General features: G+C 70.5%; 15 protein-coding genes and 1 pseudogene. 10 read left to right on the forward strand and 6 right to left on the reverse strand.

Annotated features, from left to right (window positions below; translation table 11 throughout):
- Positions 1-241 precede the first annotated feature (241 nt).
- A complete protein-coding gene (locus tag AW27_RS33325; protein WP_037922685.1) occupies positions 242-640 on the forward strand; it encodes an LppU/SCO3897 family protein in 399 nt (132 codons plus the stop codon).
- A 369-nt stretch (positions 641-1,009) separates the two neighbouring features.
- Here AW27_RS33325 and AW27_RS33330 read toward each other — a convergent pair whose 3' ends face one another.
- Complete coding sequence (locus tag AW27_RS33330) at positions 1,010-1,864, reverse strand: class I SAM-dependent methyltransferase (RefSeq protein WP_037922688.1); 855 nt, start codon at positions 1,862-1,864, stop codon at positions 1,010-1,012.
- A gap of 261 nt (positions 1,865-2,125) precedes the next feature.
- On the opposite strand from AW27_RS33330, the pseudogene AW27_RS33335 reads away from it, so the two are divergent.
- The 5 genes and pseudogenes from AW27_RS33335 (at position 2,126) to AW27_RS33355 (ending at position 9,554) form a co-directional block, all read left to right on the forward strand.
- A pseudogene (locus tag AW27_RS33335) lies at positions 2,126-2,838 on the forward strand (class I SAM-dependent methyltransferase).
- Between the two features lie 233 nt (positions 2,839-3,071).
- Positions 3,072-3,575 carry a GNAT family N-acetyltransferase gene (locus tag AW27_RS33340; protein ID WP_037922691.1) on the forward strand — a complete coding sequence of 168 codons (504 nt, stop codon included), beginning with the start codon at positions 3,072-3,074 and terminating at the stop codon, positions 3,573-3,575.
- 475 nt (positions 3,576-4,050) lie between these two features.
- A complete protein-coding gene (locus AW27_RS33345) occupies positions 4,051-4,656 on the forward strand; it encodes a dihydrofolate reductase family protein (protein ID WP_037922693.1) in 606 nt (201 codons plus the stop codon).
- A gap of 174 nt (positions 4,657-4,830) precedes the next feature.
- On the forward strand, positions 4,831-9,105 hold the full coding sequence (locus AW27_RS33350) for an nSTAND1 domain-containing NTPase (RefSeq protein ID WP_106967602.1): 4,275 nt from the start codon (positions 4,831-4,833) through the stop codon (positions 9,103-9,105).
- A 77-nt stretch (positions 9,106-9,182) separates the two neighbouring features.
- Entirely contained in the window at positions 9,183-9,554 is a 372-nt protein-coding gene (locus AW27_RS33355; protein WP_037922699.1) for a CU044_2847 family protein, read from the forward strand.
- A 444-nt stretch (positions 9,555-9,998) separates the two neighbouring features.
- Here the strand turns inward: AW27_RS33355 and AW27_RS33360 are convergent, their stop codons facing one another.
- Positions 9,999-10,538: a GNAT family N-acetyltransferase gene (locus AW27_RS33360; RefSeq protein WP_236647667.1), complete on the reverse strand. Its 540-nt coding sequence runs from the start codon at positions 10,536-10,538 to the stop codon at positions 9,999-10,001.
- A 707-nt stretch (positions 10,539-11,245) separates the two neighbouring features.
- Between AW27_RS33360 and AW27_RS33365 the strand changes: the two genes are divergently transcribed.
- Positions 11,246-12,367 carry an IS630 family transposase gene (locus tag AW27_RS33365; protein WP_037922701.1) on the forward strand — a complete coding sequence of 374 codons (1,122 nt, stop codon included), beginning with the start codon at positions 11,246-11,248 and terminating at the stop codon, positions 12,365-12,367.
- Positions 12,368-12,377: 10 nt separating this feature from the next.
- On the opposite strand, the gene AW27_RS33370 is transcribed toward AW27_RS33365, so the two are convergent.
- The 4 genes from AW27_RS33370 to AW27_RS33385 all read right to left on the reverse strand — a co-directional run bounded on the left by AW27_RS33370 (position 12,378) and on the right by AW27_RS33385 (position 16,824).
- Positions 12,378-13,190, reverse strand: a complete 813-nt coding sequence (locus AW27_RS33370; protein WP_037922704.1) for an inositol monophosphatase family protein — start codon at positions 13,188-13,190, stop codon at positions 12,378-12,380.
- A 244-nt stretch (positions 13,191-13,434) separates the two neighbouring features.
- The gene (locus AW27_RS33375) at positions 13,435-13,971 is read right to left on the reverse strand and encodes a hypothetical protein (RefSeq protein WP_052030745.1); all 537 of its coding nucleotides are present in this window, start codon (positions 13,969-13,971) and stop codon (positions 13,435-13,437) included.
- Positions 13,972-15,372: 1,401 nt separating this feature from the next.
- Positions 15,373-16,536, reverse strand: coding sequence for an IS701 family transposase (locus AW27_RS33380; RefSeq protein WP_106967604.1), 1,164 nt, complete (start codon positions 16,534-16,536; stop codon positions 15,373-15,375).
- A gap of 30 nt (positions 16,537-16,566) precedes the next feature.
- Positions 16,567-16,824: a hypothetical protein gene (locus AW27_RS33385; protein ID WP_037922709.1), complete on the reverse strand. Its 258-nt coding sequence runs from the start codon at positions 16,822-16,824 to the stop codon at positions 16,567-16,569.
- Between the two features lie 518 nt (positions 16,825-17,342).
- Here AW27_RS33385 and AW27_RS33390 point away from each other — a divergent pair.
- The 3 genes from AW27_RS33390 to AW27_RS33400 are packed head-to-tail and all read left to right on the forward strand — an operon-like array spanning position 17,343 to position 18,863.
- Entirely contained in the window at positions 17,343-17,525 is a 183-nt protein-coding gene (locus AW27_RS33390) for a hypothetical protein (protein ID WP_037922711.1), read from the forward strand.
- Positions 17,522-18,127, forward strand: coding sequence for a sigma-70 family RNA polymerase sigma factor (locus AW27_RS33395; protein WP_037922714.1), 606 nt, complete (start codon positions 17,522-17,524; stop codon positions 18,125-18,127). The genes AW27_RS33390 and AW27_RS33395 overlap by 4 nt, the downstream gene beginning before the upstream one ends.
- 7 nt (positions 18,128-18,134) lie before the next feature.
- Positions 18,135-18,863 carry a hypothetical protein gene (locus AW27_RS33400; protein WP_052030749.1) on the forward strand — a complete coding sequence of 243 codons (729 nt, stop codon included), beginning with the start codon at positions 18,135-18,137 and terminating at the stop codon, positions 18,861-18,863.
- Positions 18,864-18,928: the final 65 nt, after the last annotated feature.

Genomic DNA, 18,928 nt, shown 5'->3' on the forward strand with positions numbered 1-18,928 from the left:
GCAGCGAGCCGAAGAAGACGGCGCCGCGCTACCCGCGGTGCGACCAGGAGACCGCCCACTGCGCGGGCGATGGCGCGCGAGCACCGTCGGGCGGTGCTGGAGCCGAGGCGCGGTCTGACGGGTCAGCAGGATCACGACTCCATATCCGATTCGAAAACGGCAAGGAAGAGTCCCTTTTGGGCGTTCGGCAGCCGATAGCGTACGCGCGTTCGATCATGTACACGTCCTCAAGGAATCCTCCATGGCCACGCCTCCCGCGCCGCAGTCCCCTGAACAGCCCGCCGCCCCCGTTGTACCGTCCGAGCCTGCAAAGAAGAAGAGCGGTCTGGGCAAGAAGATCCTCGGCGTCGCCGTGGCGATCGCGGTCGCACTGTTCTGGCGCCTGGGACTTCCCCACCTGACGGGCGAGGCCCCGGTGCACGCGGAGGCCGGCGACTGCGTCGTCGTCACCGGCCCGGACAACGACCCCAAGGTCGAGAGCAAGGCTTGCACCGAGAAGGTGGCCGACCTCTACAAGGTCGTCAAGGTCGTCGACAACACCTTTGACGTCGACAAATGCGAAGGCGTGGCCGAGGTCGCTCTTGCGCAGCAGCTCGAGACGGACAAGTTCGTCCTCTGCATGGAACCCGTCAAGAACTGACGCCCCTGCGGCGTCCGTCTCCGCGGTTCGTCAGGGTGCCGGCACAGCCTCTCGGCGGCCGTCCGCGACGCAGTGGCGATGATCTTCATGCACGAGGCGGTCGTCGTTGGGGGCCGGCCTGCGGGGCCGCAGCCACGGGCGAGACCAAGGCCAGAGCCCTCTCGAACATGGCCGCGCTGCCGCGCGAGACGGCCCCCCCGGCCGGCATCCCGAAGCCGCGCTCCGCGCGCCGTGGCCTGCCGTCGGCGCAACCTGCCCACCGGTGTGCCGGCTCGCCCGTGCCTTGGCGACGGCCTACCCGCCTGGTGCAGGCCGTCGCCGTAGACCGATCTCAATGAACGCTGACCGGCCCGCTCGCAGGGTCCTGTCTCAGCGCGCGGTGACTGAGTACGCAGCGAGGGCGCGATTGCCGCGCGGCTTGGCGATCGCCCGGAGCACGTCGGCCTGACTCAGGACGAGCTGTCGCATCGGATCGGGCAGTGCGGCCAGTGGCCCATCGCTTCCCACCAGGTCCAGGCAGGCTGCGATCTCCCAGTCTCCGTCCTGCAGCCCGTCGGTATCGACCGGTTCGCTGCTGTCGGCCGTCCAGCCGGCCTCGGGCAGGAGGCGCAGCAGATGCTCACGGGAGAAAGGTGTGCGGACGTTGCCCTGGCTATGCGATCCCGCGGCCTCGACCTGCCCCTGGACCAGCACGGCGAGCAGGTGCGCCAACTGGTCGTCGGAGACAGGTGTCAGGTCCCACTCGGTGAACCACAGCCGCCGCGTCCACGGCCGTACCCGGGCCAGCGTGTCGCGCAGTTGCCCGAGCGAGCTGAAGTACCAGGAGCAATGTGCGAGCACCACATGGTCGAACGTACCTCTGGGGAAGTCGACTGACGGATCGAGGACGTCCGTGCCGAAGCGGACATCGATACGCGGCCCGAGAGGGCCCGCGGCGAGCCGGGCTGCCGATTCTCCGAGGGTGACCGGGGCCCCGTAGGAGGCCGCAGCCACGTCCACGGCCACCACACGCCCTCTCGGCCCCACTGCCTCCGCAAGGACGGCGGTCATGTCGCCCTGCCCGCAGCCCAGTTCGAGGACGGTAGAGCCGGGTGCGATGTGCCAGCCGGCCACGAGTGCGGCACGGTGGCGAGTCTGGGACAGCTGGGCGTCCGGGCTGTGATCGGCGGCGGCCATGCCGGCCGCGAGCGAGGGGGCCTTGGCGAGGAGATCGGAGTGATTCACAAAGTCCTTGCTGGTACTCGACGGGTCGGTGCGGGCCGAGCGTACGAGACGCACGGGCGGCGGCGCTTCCGATTTCCTGGACGTCACCGGGACGATGGTGGCCAACCCTGTGAACCTGCTCCTGAAGCAGCTCGCGACCAAGACCGGCAGGGCACAGCCCAACCCCCCTTCCGCCCCGCCAGCACGGCCGCCGTAGACTTCTGCCACCCGGAGACAGGCGGTGCGGGGAAACCGCGGAGTTGTCCCGACCGTTGGACCGGCATGGAGCCGAACAGGCGAGCGGGGCACCAGGGGACCGGACCCGGGGCGGTCACCCCGGACGGCTGCGCGGTCGAGCTGTACACGCGACTGCCAGTCGGGGCCCGAGCCGGACATCATCGCAAGCGCCGTGTCGCCGGGCGCGCGCATCCTGGAACTGGGCTGTGGCGCAGGGTGCGTGACCCACCCGCTCCTGGAACGGGGTTTCGGGGTGACGGCTGTCGACGAGTCCCAGGAGATGCTCGATCGCGTTCGAGGGGCACGCGCGATACACGGTGCGATCGAGGACCTCGACCTGGGCGAGTCGTTCGGCCCGGTGACGCTTGCGTCGTTCCTCGTACACGTCGGAGACATCGAAGTGCGGCGCGCGCTGCTGCGCACCTGCTCTCCGGCGCCTCGCGGCGGACGGCTGTGTGCTGATCCAACGGGAGGGCGACGAGGACTGGCACACGAACCTGCCGCGCGAGCGTGTCGATCCCGGAGGTTTCACGGTACGGATCGTGTCGGCGGAGCCGACTGGCGACGGTGCGAACTCGGTGCACGCGAAGTATGAGTCTCCGGACGCCGTATGGACCCAGACGTTCGTGTCCCGGCCGCTGACCGAAGAGCAGTTCAAGGAGGCTCTCGCAGAGGTGGGCCTGAAGGGAGACAGATACCTCACGCAGGACGGGACATGGGCACTGACGAGCCTCGCGACGTATCCGCCGCGCCCGTGAAATCCGGTGCCTTGGCTGCGTTGCCCCGTTCGCTGCTCTCCGAAGGCGAACGAGTCAGGGCCAGCACCGCATGAGACAGCCCCTTCGGCGCCGTACCGAACACGGAATCCGTCGATTGAACGGACGTCTCGATCGGGGGATTGCGAGCACTGCCCGGCCTGAGAGCAGAGCCCGGCGGTATACGGGGAAATTCCAGGGGATCAGGCGGCCGCGCGCTGCTACGGTCGGGCGCTATGAGCTGGCTCCCCGCGAACTTCGTGCATCCCGTCCTGGTCCCACTGCCAGGCAGTGGTCATCACCTGCGGCCGATCCGGGAGGCGGACACCCCGCTCGACTATCCGGCTGTGATGGGTTCGCGCGAGCGACTGTGGACCATCTACGGCCCGGCCTGGGGCTGGCCCGCGGCCACCATGACCTACGAGGCCGACCGGGCCGACCTGTTGCGGCACGAGCAGGAGATCGCCGCACACCAGTCTTTCAACTACGCACTGTTCGACGCGGCGGAGACGGCTCTGCTCGGCTGTGTCTACATTGACCCACCGGAGAGGATCGGCGCGGACGGCGAGATCTCCTGGTGGGTGGTGGACGAGCTGGTGGACAGCAAGGTCGAGCAGGCCCTCGACGAACTCGTGCCACAGTGGATCGCCGCAGACTGGCCGTTCGAGCAGCCCCGCTTCCTCGGCCGAGAGATCTCCTGGCCGGACTGGCTCGCCCTGCCGGAGCACCCCGACGCGTAAGTGGCTGCCGCCGTCCCGATCCTGTGGGGCGCTGGTCGAACGGGGACGCCGTTCAGGTGATCGCGGTGGGCTCCGGGCACGCAAGCAGGGGCCTTTTGGCAGGTGGGTACATGTCTACGCCAACGAGTACTCCAGGAGACCCTGTTGCCGCAGCTCTACGTTGTCGTGGAGGGCGGGTCCGGTCCGGTCACCCCGTGGTGCGGCTGTCTCGCATACCGGTTCGGGAAGGCCGCCGCGTCCCACAGCCCATGACGCCGTGGGGATGTGCCCGCCACGAGGCCCCTCAGCGCTGCACGCGGCTCCGCCGAGCGTGACGGCCGGCCCGCCGTTCGCGGGTGGCGCTCCGCCGATCTGGTCGCTTGCCGCGTCATGATTCTGCTCGTTGCCCCACAGCTCGTTGCCCCACAGAACGGCCGATGAGTTCGCGGCTCGCGGCCAGTCCAAGCTCGCGACACCCCAAGAAAGGACCACCATCATGTCGGAGCTTCTCGTCGACTTCATCACCTCCCTCGACGGCCACGCATCGGGAGAAGGATGGCCTGGGTTCTGGGGCCTTGAGGGGCCGGAATACCTCGCATGGCTCGGTGAGCAGCCCGAGGCCACCTACCTGATGGGAGCGAACACCTACCGCCTGATGTCAGGCTTCGCCGCGGGCGAGGTCCCGAACGGCCAAGACGGGTTCAGGCCCGAAGAAGAGGCGTCCGTCGACGCGCTCACGCAAGCGTCCAAGGTGGTGTTCTCCTCCTCGCTCAAGGAGCCACTGACGTGGGCCAACTCCGCGCTCGTCCGCGACGACGCCGTCGAGGCGGTCCGCGCCATGAAGTCGAGCGGCTCGGGGCTCCTCAGCACCATCGGCAGCCTCAGCCTGTCCCGCTCCCTGCTACGAGCCGGACTCGTCGACCGCTTCCGGGTGGTGATGTTTCCGGTGATCACCGGGGCCACGGGCGAAGAACGCATTTATGACGGCTATCCGGACGTTGCCCTGGAGATGATCGAGCACCGCACCTTCGACGGCCGCATCCAGCTGGTCGAGTACAGGCCCCGGGTGCTCGAGCACCCGCCGCTCGGCGCTCCTGCGTGACCGGGCCGCGGCGGCCGGGGGAACGCAGCCGCGCCTACGGCCTCCGGAGGATGGACCAGCCGTTCTGACGAGATCGGGACACCTTCGGTTCCTCCGGTATGCGGCCGGTACAGGTGTTGCCCGTGACTGCGGTGTGGCGGATGCTGGCCCGAGCCTGGGAATCGGGGGGAATCCATGGCCGCGGTACGCGGGAGCGGAGTGCTCGACGCCTCGCAGGTACGGATCAGGGGCGCTGACGGCGAGGTCGTGGGCGCCGGATTCCTCGTCGCTCCGGACCTGGTGTGCACCTGCGCCCACGTCATCGGCCAAGCCCGCGGGCCGGCCCACGTGGGCGACCCTGCCACAGGGCCCGTGGTCCTTGACTTCCCGCTGGTCGAGGGCCGGCCCGCGGCCCGGGCGGGCGTGGTGTCCTGGCGCCACGCCGGCCAGGACGTCGCGCTCCTGCGGCTGGACGCACCCGTGGCGGGGACACGCCCGGCACCGCTCGTCGACGGCACCTCGGTCTGGGGCCACACGTTCCGCGCGCTGGGCTACCCGTACGGAGCCGACCAGGGCATCTGGGCATCCGGGGTGCTACGGGCCGGGCAGGGCTCCGGCTGGGTGCAGATGGAGGTCCGTGGGAGCGGTCCGACCATCGTGGGCGGGTTCAGCGGATCGCCCGTCTGGGACGACACCCAGGACGGCGTGGTCGGCATGACGGTTGCCGCACACCAGGGCGACCGCACCGCCTACCTGTTGCCCTCCGCCGACCTGGTCGACGGGCGGACGCTGCGCCCGCGCTGCCCGTTCCAGGGGCTGGCACCCTTCGCCGAAGACGGGGCGGAGTTCTTCCACGGACGCGACGACGACACCCGGCGGGTTTTCCGGGCGGTGTCGCGACGACCGGTCACCCTGGTCGTCGGCCCCTCGGGATGCGGTAAGTCTTCGCTGGTCAGAGCCGGAGTGCTGCCGAAGGCGCGAGGTGCGGGGATGGACGTCTCCGCAGTGCGCGCGGTACCCGGCGTACCGGCCGCCGCGGTGCTGGCCAGGGCCCTGACCGACCTGCTCGATCCCGCACCCGGTGAGGTGGAACGGCTCGCCCGGACGGAGAAACTGGCCCGGCTGTTGGAGGCGGGCCGTGACGTACCGGCCGAGCTACGGTCCCGGCTGCTGGCCCGGCCCGGCGCCGCGCCCGCCGGGCACCTGCTCTTCGTGGACCAGCTGGAGGAGTATGCGGTCGGCGCCCCCGAAGACGCCCGGGAGCTGTTCCGGCTGCTGGCCGCCCTCGCGGGCCGGGAAGGCGCCACACTGCTGCGGGTGGTGGCCACCGGGCGCCTGGGCTCGCTGGAGGCCCTGGTGACCCCGGAGACATCCGAACTGGCCGGAGAGGCCGTCGAGTTCCTCGCGCCCTTGGCTGGTGAAGCCCTGGAGCGCGCGGTGACCGCGCCCGTCGACGCCGAGCCCGGTCTGTGGTTCGAGCCCGGACTGCCCCAGCGGATCGTCGCGGACGCCGCCGACGCACCGGGGCGGATGACCCTGGTGCAGTTCGCGCTCACCCAACTGTGGGAACGCCGCAGCCGCTCGATGCTGACGCATGCCGTCTACGACGAACTGGGCGGTGTCGCGGGCGCCCTGGTCGGGTACGCCGACGAGAGTCTCGAGTCCCTGACGGATCGGGAGCGCCGCTCCGCACGACGGCTGTTGGTCCAGCTGGCCCGGCCCGAAGGAGACGGCTTCGTACGCAGGCCCACCCGAATCGGCGATCTGCCACCCGAACTCGTCCCGGTCGCACGGGAACTGGCGACGGGCAAGCTCGTCGTCCTCTCCCCGGCCCCGGACGGCTCCGGTGAGATCGTCGACCTCGCGCACGAAGCCCTCACCCGACTGTGGCTGCAACTGAACAGGTGGCTCACTGACACCCGCGAGTTCCGCACCTGGCAGGAGCAGTTGCGCACCGATCTGCGGCGCTGGGAGGCCCATGGGCGTGAGGCCGCCCGGCTGCTCGGCGGCACCGAGCTGGCGGAGGCACAGCGGCGCCTCGCCGACCATCCGGACGACACCACTGCCGAGGAGACCGACTACGTCCGGCTGAGCACCCGGGCCGCCCGGCGCGGCGCCCGGATTCGACGCGCCGCCGTGGCCACGCTCGCCGCCCTGACCTGCCTCGCGGCGATCTTCGCCCTCCTCGCCTGGCAGGGGCTGCGGCGCACCGAGGACCAACTGCGCGTCCAGGCGGCCGGCCTGCTCGCCCTGGCGGCTGACGACATGCCGGGCCGCGAACCGGCCACCGCGCTGCAACTCGCGCTCGCCGCCAGGAGCACCAAACGGACCACCAAGACCGCCGAGGCACTGCTGCGGCAGTACGTACGCCAGCCGGACCTCCTGCACTCCTACCCCTCCGTCTGGGAGGGGAACGTCAGCGGCATGGACGCCACCCCCGACGGCCGGACCCTGGTGGTTGCCGCCCGGCCCCTCGGGGGCGGCGACCGGTACGTGTTCACCCTGGTCACCGGGGCGCTCGACGGCCGGATCCGGACCCGGAGGCTGGGCGGAGAAGTGCAGGCACGGTACGAGAGCGCCATCAGTCCCGACGGCCGCCTGTTCGCCGTGTCCTCGCCCGATGCGATACGGCTGTGGCGCCTCGACAGCCCGGACCACCCCGAGACGCTCCCGCTCCCCGTCCGTGAGCTGCCTGATGGCGCGGGCAGTTCCGTCGACTTCAGCTCGGACGGAACCCGCCTGCTGCGCACCCTCACCGACCACACGATGGAGTGCTACAACGGGACCCGGCCTTGCGTGGCCGCGTTCGCCGACGCGTGGGAGGTGCCCTCCGGCCGGCGCCTGACCGTCGCCGCCGACCTGCTGCCCCGGACCCGTGTGGGGGAGGTCGCCTTCACCGGCGACGCCGATACCGTGGTCATGGGCATCTCCGACCCCAAGGCCCCGCAGCAGCTGACGGTCAAGGACCTCGCCAGCGGCCGGACGCTCTACACCGCGGGACCCTCCCCCGACGCAGCCGACGGGACGTTCGAACTCAAGGCGGGCGGCGAACTCGCCTTCTGGACCGAAGGAGGCCGGGCCTACAGCCGCCCGCTGGGCCGTACCCCAGGGGCGGTCACAGAACTGCCCTCGCTCGCGTCCCAGCAACGGGGGACGGAAGCATCAGGAGTCTACGAGCAGTACGGGCCCGGGCTTGGCTATGAGGAGAGCACCCCGGGCGGTTACGCCGACACCGGCCTGCTCGATCTCGGCACGGGGCGGTACTTCACGGCCCGCCTTCCCAACCCCGGCGACGTTCAGGGCGCGCGCGGGGTTCTCGCCGTGGCGCCGGGCCCGGGAGACGGGATCGTGGTGCTGGTCCCCGTCGGGAACTCGCTCCTGGTGGTGGGCGCCGACTCCGTCGGCACCGCACGGTTCCAGGGCGGGGACACGTCCGACGGGGAGTACGCCCTGGCCCCGGACCGGGGGACGATCGCGCGCCTGACGCGCGACTCCCTCCAGGTACTGGACGCCGCCCGGACACACCACCGGTCCGTGGCCCTGACGTCGGACAAGGACGGCACTCGGGTCAGCTGGACCGCCGACGGCCGGTGGATCGTGGTCTGGCAGCGCGACGACGGCCTCTTCCGTGCCTACTGGACCGCGGATCTCGGCCGGAGCGTGGATCTGCCACGGCTCCTCAAGAAGGACGTCGTCGTCGACAGCCTCGTCGGCCTCCAGGGATCGGAGGTCGCGCTCCTCGGGTCGGACGGTACGGTGGCCCGCCTGGACGCGGCGACCGGAGAGGTCCTCACCCCCGCCTTCTCCGCCCAGGAGGACCCCGAAGACGCCGACCGCATGAGGGACATGTGGGGGGAGGGCCGGATCGTACCCAGACCGGGGCATCCGGGCCAGGTCGCCGTCGTCAGCCGGGCGGGCACCACGAACGGGGAGATCGGCCTGTGGGACCTGCGCACGCAGAAGCGCTTCGCCGCGCCGCTGCACGGCCTGGCGGTCGGCACGACGAGCACGACAATGCACTGGCACGGGGACACGATGGTCTTCAGCGCCGACGGGACCCGGCTGGCCGTGCTGCAGGGCGACGGCCGGGTTCCTGTCTGGGACGTCGATGCCGGCAGGCAGCTGCCCGGCTCCGTCACGGTGCCCACCCTGACCAACCTGGTCGGCTTCGGGCCGGACGGCACCCTTTTGACCTGGAACGCCAAGACCCTCACCGTCCACGACCCAGAGCGGGGAACCGCCGTCACCGTCGAGGTGAAGCAGGCCTACGGCATAGAGGTCAACACGGCGACGGCCGCGGTCACGGCGGACGGCCGGCTGCTGCTCGAGGACGGGGAGCGGGCCCGCGTGCTGGACCTGCGGCCCGACGTCCAGTTCCGGGCGCTGTGCGCCGCCGCGGCACGCGACTACACCCAGGCCGAGCGGAAGCTGCTCCCGGACGGCACCCCCTCACACGCACCCTGCACCTGACTCGGGCATGCCACGATTCTGTAACCGGTCACCCGAACGGCGGGCCCGTCCACCGGTCCCGCCCGCACCATTCCTTCATGACCAGTACCGAGGACATCAGCGAGACCATCGGCCTGGAGGACGCGTCCACCGTCCGTTTCCTCCTTTCGGGGCCCGCCACGGCGGCTCCGACGCCCGGTGAGGGCCTCGGCCCCGTCGTCCCCGTCGGAAGACGGGCCGACGCGGTCGCCGCCTTCGCCACCGACGCGTTGCGCTCCACCCTGAAGCCGCTGGGGGCCCTCGTCCGCGAGGTCCACTCCGCCATGACCTCGGTGCCCGTGCCCCCCACCGAAGTCACCGTCACCTTCGGCCTCCAGCTCACCCAGGACCTCCAACTGGGCATCGTCAACGGCAACAACCAGGCACACCTGACCGTCACGGCCAGCTGGACGCCGCCGGCGGCCGGCTGACCGTCCGCGAGGCGCACACGCCCGCCCGCCCGGCCGGCCGGGGCAGGCGGTCGGCGGCTCGGGCGCCCCGGGCCGCCATGACGGCGGCCAGGTCGCCCCTCCGGACCGCGCCCGCCGAGGCTTGGGGGCCGGCGGATACGCAGGGCCCGCCCGATCCGACGATCGGGCGGGGCCTCGCTCGTACGAGCCCTCAGATGAATCACGAAATCCCGCCGTAACGTCCAGGACCACGAACGCCGCCCGCGCAACTCCGAAGCCCATCTGACCTGGGCACACAACACACTCAGGCCCCGGCATTCGGTGTGCAAGGGGCCCCGCGCTGCATGGTCGAAGAACTAGCCTGTAGCGAAGAGTTGAGCCGGAGCGGTGAGACACCGCCGACGTCTGCACCGCCCCCGGCACGCTGCCGGTCCAGAATCGTCGTCTGGGCACTCAGACCGTCAGTCACTCAGACGGCGTGCCCGCGGACCACACGCCGAGCCACTGCTCGGCGCCGTAGTCCTCGAACCGCTCCACCTCGGTGAACCCCAGCTTCGCCGCGACCCGTATCGAGGCCTCGTTGGCGGTCTGGGTGGAGAGCACCACCGGCTCGCCGGTATGCGCGTCGGTGAACCAGTCAAGCGCAGCCGCGCATGCCTCGGTGGCGTACCCGTGTCCCCACGCCTGCGGCAGGAACATGTAGCCGAGCTCTGGCTCCCCGCCTTCCGGACGGATGTGACCCTTGCGCTCCGGGTCGCGCCGATCGAGCGTGACCATGCCGATCGTTGCTCCGTCAAGCTCGACCACGAAGAAGCCGAAGCGCTGCCCGGGCACCTCTGGCATTGCGCGCTCAACCTCGTCACGCGGCCGAGCGCCACCGACATAGGTGCCCACTTCTGGTGAGGCAGCCAGGTCGATCAGCGGCGCACGGTCCCGGGCCTCAGACTTGCGGAGCACGAGCCGCGCGGTCTTGATCGGGGCGGGTGGCCAGGCGACGGGGTGCACTGCGATCCCCTCCGACGTGGAACGGCTCCTGACTCTCTCGGCCACACAGCTCAACCTCGTATGACCATGCGAGGGGGCGACGACTTCTGACGTCACCGCACACCGAGACGCGATCCCACAGGATGCCGGTTGCGCGGGCGCTGGAGGCTGCGGCGGAGCTGGGGCTGGAGTACACCGAGCAGGTGCAGCAGGCTGGACAGGCGGCCTGGGATCAAGATCCGCGCACATCAGGGCGGCGCCGGGTGAACTTGATGGCTGTCTTCGATCACACGGCGCTCGTTTCCCTCTACCAGGCCGACCCGTTCTTCACCGGCCTGTACAACGAGTCCTGCCGGGGAACCGGGCGGGTCCGGCCCCGTCCGTCCTGGCCGCCGAGCGCACTGTGCCTGGTGCCGGCTCCCATGCCGCGCGCCTGCGGTTCGCCGAGACCGTGCCCTTTATCACGACCCACGCCCTGGACGCCGGCTCCTGGCTGACCACCGAATGGACGGTGACGCATCCGGCAGCCATCGCCTGGCAGGGGGCGAAAACCGGGGAGCTGGTGACCGTGCGCTCGCTGACGCCGAGGCGTACGAAGGCACCGGAGTCTACCCGCTCAACCCGAGCTAGTGCTGTGACCGCATAGGTTCGCCGGGTTGCGGTTGGCGCTCGTGGTGGCTGGGCCGGTTGGATGTCGGGAGACGTTCAACGCAGTGTCGGGAGGCGTGGTGGCAGAGCCGGTCAAGGTCCGCAGACTGACCGATCAGGAGGGCCAGCAGTTACGGCGGATCGTGCGGCGGGGCAGTACCAGCTCGGTGCGCTACCGGCGGGCGATGATGTTGCTGGCCTCTGCTGGCGGCAACCGGGTGCCGGTCATCGCCCGGCTGGTGCAGGCCGACGAGGACACTGTGCGGGACGTGATCCACCGTTTCAACGAGATCGGCTTGGCCTGTCTGGACCCTCGCTGGGCGGGAGGCCGTCTCCGCCTGCTCTGTCCTGACGACGAGGACTTCGTCATCAAGACGGCCACCACTCGCCCGGCCAAGCTCGGCCAGCCCTTCACCCGCTGGTCGATCCGCAAACTGCTCGCCTACCTCCGTCGAGTTCATGGCCGGGTGATCTGCATCGGGCGCGAGGCCCTGCGCTGCCTGCTCGCCCGACGCGGCGTCACCTTCCAGCGCACCAGGACATGGAAGGAGTCCACCGACCCCGAGCGGGACGCCAAGCTCGACCGGATCGAGCATGTCCTGGAACGCTTCCCCGACCGGACGTTCGCGTTCGACGAGTTCGGCCCGCTCGGCATCCGTCCCACCGGCGGCAGCTGCTGGGCCGAACAGAGCCGCCCCGACCGCCTGCCGGCCACCTACCACCGCACCCACGGCGTGACCTACTTCCACGGCTGCTACTCGGTGGGCGACGACACACTGTGGGGTGTCAACCGCCGCCGCAAGGGCGCCGCGAACAGCCTGGCCGCGCTCCGGTCGATCCGCGAGGCCCGTCCCGACGGCGCCCCGATCTACGTGATCCTGGACAACCTGTCCGCCCACAAGGGCGCCAAGATCCGCCAGTGGGCCAGGCGCAACAACGTCGAGCTGTGCTTCACCCCGACCAACGCCTCCTGGGCCAACCCCATCGAGGCGCACTTCGGACCGCTGAGGCAGTTCACCCTCGCTAACTCCCACCACCCGAACCATACGGTCCAGACTCGCGCGCTGCACGGCTACCTGCCTTGGCGCAACGCCAACGCCCGCCAACCCGACGTCCTGGCCGCCAAACGCAGGGAAAGCGCCCGCATCCGCAGCGAAAAGGGCATCCGCTGGGGCGGACGCCCCCTTCAAGCCGCAGCTTGACCGAATCCGGCTAAACCTGTGCGTTCACAGCAGGGCTGCGGATCATCGACATCAGCAGCCCATGGGTCTCGGCGTCAGCGGCCACTACAAGCCCCCGGCCTGCCTGACCGACAGGGGCGCCGTCGATGCCGGTGACTACGCAGCCGGCAGCCCGGCACAGAGCGATGCCGGCGGCGAAATGCACGCTCCCGGACAGGTCGCCGCCGTCAGTGACGTACGCGGCGCGCTTGCCGGCCGCGACCCAGGCCAACGCCAGCGTCGTGGACACGACCCGCGGCCGGAACCGCTCGACGAACTCAGGGTGGGCCAGCAGGTCCACGGCTCGGAATCCGGGCGCGCTCGGGAACGGCGGATCCAGGTTGACGTCCACCAGCCGGGTGGCGGGCGTGGGTGCCAGTTGCTCATCGATCCCGTCGTGCCGCACCCAGGCGGTCTCGCCGTCGGTGAAGAAGACCTCGCCGCTGGACGGGTCGGCCACCGCCGCCGCCCCGTCGCGCAGCGCCACGTTGACGGCCACCAGCATGTTGCCGACGGCGTAGTTCAGCGTGCCGCACAAAGGATCCACCAACCACTGGCGCACAGTGTCGGCCGCACCCTGCTGCCCACCTTCCTCCCCGAGAACCGCGTCATCGGGCCGAGCAGCACGGATGACGCCGAGGATCGTCTCCTCGGCCTCCACGTCGGCTGCGGTGGCGAAGTCACCGGCGCCCTTGTCAATGCGGGTGAGCCGCTGGCCGTACATGTTGCGCACCACGTCCGCGCCGGCACGTGCCCCAGCTATCGCAACCTCAGCATCGTCCGAACTCGCGTATGAGTTGATCACGCCGTGCAGAATATCGGGGCGAAGCCACCAACCCGGCGAACCTATGCGGTCACAGCACTAGCCGGGACGCGGCGCCTGCCTCAGCAGGCTCTGGCAGCATTCCTCGCCGCGGCTGCAGGCAGTGCATTGGTCAGCGCGGCGCGCAGCTGTTCGTCCTCGCGGATCATCGCGTGGTCGGACCCGTAGACGACCAGGCGGCGGTCCCGGGCCGTCAGCGCGGTCAGCTGGTAGTGCTGCTCTGGCGTCAGGGTGGTGGAGCCGAGCCCCGCAGGGCGTCGCTGGCGCCCTTGAGGTCGGCGCCGGTCTCGGCCGAGTGCAGCGCCGCCTCGGCGAGCCGGGTGCGGTCGAGGCTGGTCGGATCGGCGACGGCGAGCAGTCCGAGGACGGCGGACGGCGCTTGGGCCGGGTCCTCGAGGAGAGTGTGGAGCCGGTCGGTGAGCGGGCGCCCGTCCGGGCCGAGTACGGCGATCTCGCGGGCGGCGCGGGCGGTCGTCCAGTGTGACCACTGCTGGCCTTCGCTCCTGTCGAAGACCGAGGCCAGCACAGGGACGGTTCCGGATGCCTCCCCGGTGATGCGCCACAGGGCGAGCACCAGGGCGAGGTCGGTGTCGATCTCCGCCGTGGTGTCGCGGTCGGTGGTGCGGGCGAGCGCCGTTCGCAGGGCGGGGGCGATGCGGGCGGCGGCCGGGCCGAGGTCGGCCAAGGCGTTGGAGGCCTCGACGCGGCCGCGGACACCAGTGGCGAGCGCCGCCTCGGCGGCGAAACAGCGGCCTGGTTTCATTGGTCAGTCCGTGCAGTGCCTGGGCCACGAGCAGCTTGTCGGCGTCGGCCCGCAGGGCTGTGGCGGCCTGCTCGCGCTGCTCCGGCCCAAGGCCGGCGGCGACGGAGGCGATGGCGGTGGCAGCGTAGTGGAACCGAGGCAGGATGGCGCAGAGTTCGGGCAGCGCCCGGGCGGCCTGGGGCCCCACAGCCTGAGCAGGTGGACCAGCCCGGCGGTGTCGTTGTGGTCGGCGTTCGCCGGGCAACCGCAGTCCTTGCGTCCCTCGGGTCCCTCCAGCGCCTTGGCGGCCAGGCGAGCGCGGACCGCGGCGAGCAGTTCCGGGTCGAACGGGAAAGGCACATGGGCCGGGGCGGAGGACCCGGTGGTGCACTGCATGGCGTGCGGGCTTCGGCCGAGAGCCCGGGCTGGCAGCGGGGCGACGGTCTGAGGTGCCACCAGGACGAGTGCGGCGGCCCTGGTCGGACGCCTCGTCGTCCGGTTGCGCGGCGAGTTCGGCGAGGAGGGGCACGGCCTCGGCGGCGGCCGGGCCGATCTTGCCCAGTAGCTGGGCGGCCGTGCGGTCGGCGGCGAGTGGGGCGATGGCGGGGATCAGCCGTTTGCGGGGCGCTGCGGGACAGCATGCAGGCGCGGTCGGCCGCCCACAGCGCCTCGGCCCGCACATCCGGGCGCTTGTCGCGCAGCGCGGTGTCGAGGAGAGTGAGGGCGCTGTCGCGGTCGGCGTCGGTGTCCCGCCTCAGGAGAAGCTCGACGATGGCGCTCAGCGGTTCCCAGTGCTCCTCCGCGTAGCCGGTTGCGGCCGTCGCGTGGGCGGGCAACAGGCCGAGGGCGGCGTCATGGGGCGATGCGAGCCACGGCTCCTGGGGGCCCAGGGCGGCGAACAGGGCGGCCAAGCGCAGCGGTGCGGGCGTGTCCGGGCCGAGCAGGGCGAGGCTCTCGGCGACGGCGCCTGCACGGTCCAGCCGGCTGTACGCGGTGAGGAGCTCAGCCCGGACGACGGGCTCGGTCTCGGCGGTCAAGCGGGTCCGGACAGCGGGCAGGGCAATGCCCGTGTCTCCGGTGTGGCCGACCGGCCGGCTGGCCGCTTGCCGGACGGCGGCGTCCTCATCGGCCAGCAGCGGTATGAGCAGCGGCAGCTGGGTGGTGACGGCGGCGCGGTGCCTGGATCGACGTGGTGCTCGTCCTCGCTCTCGGCGAGGCAGCCGAGCAGCCGCAGCGCGTCGACGGTCTGCCGGCCGCAAGCGGCGATGCGGGCGAGGTAGTACTGCAACCGCATGTGGGGGTCCTGGCCTCGGCGTTGGTAGTGGCATCGGCGGGCTCGGGCCTGGCTGCGGCGTCGGAAGTGTGACCAGTGCAGACGGTGCTCGTTGCTGTGGCAGCGGGGCGTGACGACAACGTGCCCGATCATCCGGCGGATTTCCGGGACGCTGAGGGGTATGAGGTCTTGCTCGTCGTCCCCGCTGCCCCTTTTGCGGCTTCCGCGGCGCGAGTGGCGGTCAGGTAGGCGAGGGCGGCCATCGCGAGGGTGATGTGCCGGTACCAGGCTCGGTAGAGGCGGACCTGGTAGTGGTCCAGGCCGCACTCGCCCTTGGCGATCTGGAAGCACTCCTCCACCTGCCACCTCGCGCCTGCGGTCCTGACCAGGTCTTTCAGTCGGGCCGTGGCGGGACCGTAGCAGACGTAGTAGGCGATCTCGCTGGGGTCGCTGATGCAGCGGCGGGCCAGGACCCAGTGCCCGAAACCGTCCTCCCACTGCGGGCGGATCGCGATCCGGGCCCAGTCGTAGAACCGCTGGCCGTGCGCGCCCGCACCGGCGGAGATCCGTTTCCATGCCTGCCGGGGCATGGCGGTGATCAGGTCCCGGACCTCGGTGTCCGTGCCGCCGGTGGTGGTCACGGTGTCGTTGACCTTGGTGGCCAGCACGTAGGCGACGTGTCGCTCCTCCAGCCAGGCCCGTAGGTGCTTGACCTGGCCGTATGCCTCATCCGCGGTGACCCAGGCGAAGGGGACGCGTGCGTCGATCGCGCGTTGCAGCATCCACTTGAAGTGCTCGATCTTCGTGGCGAAGGGCACCTCGTCGCCGATACCGGCGGCCCGGCACCGTTCCCGGTCATCGGTCCAGGAGACGGGGACGTACAGTTCGCGGTCGATCAAGGCCCGGCCCGTGGCGGAGGCGTAGGCCAGGAACGTGCCGATCTGGCAGTTTTCCGTGCGTCCGGCCGTGCCGGAGTACTGCCTTTGGAACCCGGCGGACTTGACGCCCTTCTTCAGGAAGCCGGTGTCGTCCCCGATCAGGACCGCGTCCTTGCTGCCGATCGTCTCGACGACGAAGTCACGCACGTCGTCGCGGACCGCATTCTCGTCCCAGTCGGCGAAGTTCAGCAGCCGCTGGAAACCGTCCGGGCGACGCTGGCCGGCCTGCTCGGCCAGCGTCCACCCGTTCTTCCTTTCCAGCGGCGCGAGCAACGTGCTCAGGTAGTCCAGAGCCCGTTCACGAGGCTCCGACCTGCCAAAACGCCCCGCGAACCGGGCATGAAGCCCGACTATCCCCTCGGACCAGTCCTCGATCTGCGCGACCGTCAGCGATTCATCACACAGTCAGCCCAACGACCAAGGCGACGACCAGTCACACCACATGCGGTTGCAGTAGTAGGGGGCGGCGTCGGCGCTGGTCGCGTACACGGTGCCCTGGTGCACGATCGAGCTGTACAGCTCCTCCAGTGCGTCCTCGGCGTCCTCGCCGCCTTCGGCGAAGGTGCGCAGCAAGTCGGGCAGGTCTTCGGCGGGGCCGTAGGCGTGGTTCACGGTGGCCCAGGGGTGGGCGTCGAGCCCGGCGAGGGCGGTGGGGAGCTCCATGGCCGTGAACTTCGCAGGACCTCTGACATGTGCCGAGGGCCCGAGGAGTGAGGCGGACACCCGGAGGTGGACAGGGGAGTCCGCTCGCCAGGCAGCCGCCAGATCGGTGGGTTCACGCCAATGTGGCTTGAGTACGCCCGGCGCACCAGGGGGCGCAAAGGGCGCACCATCTGTTGTCGATCTGTGCTCTACGTCACACGCGCCGATAGTGTCGCGGCGAACTTCCAATGGGCAAAGAGAACGGCAGTCCTCCGGCGGCACAGCGTTAACGCAGGTCAAGCTGAGGCTGTCAAGTCAAATGGGGCAGCAGCACTCAGGGGAGGGCAACTCTGTACGTCTGTGCGAGTTCTGAGTGACCGATGGGTAACAGCCGGCTAAAACTTTTTGGTCAACGGCCGTCTCCACGAACGGGCCACTTAGCCCGCTTTGCTGTTCCACGAGAGCAACCGCACTCGGAGCGCCGCCCGGGGAAACGGCACTCACCCCCCTTCAAGCATGAATAGGACCACCACCCTGTGATGAACCACGACGTGGCCAGCCTGGCGCTGGCCCTGGCCGCCGCCGGACGGGCCTTCGCTCCCGACGCGCGGGCCCTGCTGCGGCGGCTCCTGGGTGCCGGCGTCCGAGTGGGAGCAGCAAGCCTGGTCGAGAAGCGGGAAGCGGCTCGCCCCGAGGCGCTGGACGAAGGGAGCCGGTCGTGACGGAGCAGCCCCCAGCCGACTCGGCCGGTACACGCGAACCCAGCCAGATCATGCCCAACGCCTACTGGGCCTTCCTCGCCCTCCACCACAAGCCCTACCTGGAGTACGCCCGGGTGCTGCTGGGGAACGAGGAGGAGGCCGCCGACGCTGTCCACGCCACCTTCGTCCACCTCGCCGCGATATGGGCGCACCTGACGATGCAGCCCAACATGGCTGCCTACGCGTGGGCGCAGCACAAACTGCTCGTCGCCGACGAGCTCATCATCAGCGGCCGTGAACCGGCTGCAAGTGCGACGATGGCGTTCGACCGCGCCACCCGCGCCGCGACCTCCGCGGTCCTTCGCGACTTTCGCGAACAGTTCCGGGCGCAGATGGACGAGCTTGAGAACAGCATCGGTCTGTATGCGGCGATGGACCGGCTTCCGGAGCGGCAGTTCGATGTCATGGTCTTGTGCTACGCCCTGAAGTACACCACCAAGCAGAGCGCCGACACGATGGGCATCACGCCTGCCACTGTCCGCACCCTGCGCTGCAGCGCACGCCGCAGGATCGCCAAGGAAATGGGCCTGGACATCGAACTGGGCATCGAAGATGAGGAGTGATGAGTCCGTGCCCTACACCCCCCGCGCCGTTGACGACCTGCTGGCCCGCGCCAGGGTCTTCCAGGACGACTACACGCCCGCTCACCTCGAAGCAGCCCGCGAACGCCTGATAAGCCACCTCACCGAGGCGCGCTGGGGCCACATCCTGGCCGGCGGCCCCACCGTTCCCCCCGCCCCGGCCAGCCGGCCGACAGCCCTGCACGAACAGGCTGCCCACCAGCTGTGGGCCCTGTCCCAGAACGTCATCACCGACACCGAGGCCGCCGACCACATCGCCCGCTTCCAGGACGCCCGTGATCCCGGCGGCGCCCTCGCCTTCGCCTGCCTCCTGGACCTCGCCCACGTCGAGGACGGCGCCCAGTTCTGGTGGCAGTTCGCCGCCGGAGCCGGCAACCCCACCGGCGCCCTGTGCCTCTACCTCCTCCACCTGCGCCGCGGTGAAATGCGCGATGCCAGCCACTGGGCCAGCCAGATTGGCCAGCTCGAAGAAGCCGACGACGGCGACATCACGCACTACCGGCCGGTGACCCACGAACAGACCCACCCCACCGCCCCCGCCGCCGGCATCACCATGCGCTATGAGACCCGCACCGCCCCCGACGACATCTCCGTCTCCGACGAAGCCGTCAAGGACACCGTCGAACAACTCGGCATGGACCGGCACGAGGAACTGGGACGCATCCTCACCCCCACCGCAGAACTCGCGAAACAGGTCGAGGAACTCGCCACACACTGACCGCGACGGACCCGGCCGCGTCGCCCGAGCGGCGGCGCGGCCGACCACGGCCACGACACGCGGTT

Source organism: Streptomyces sp. PCS3-D2, from assembly GCF_000612545.2.
Lineage (GTDB): Bacteria > Actinomycetota > Actinomycetes > Streptomycetales > Streptomycetaceae > Streptomyces.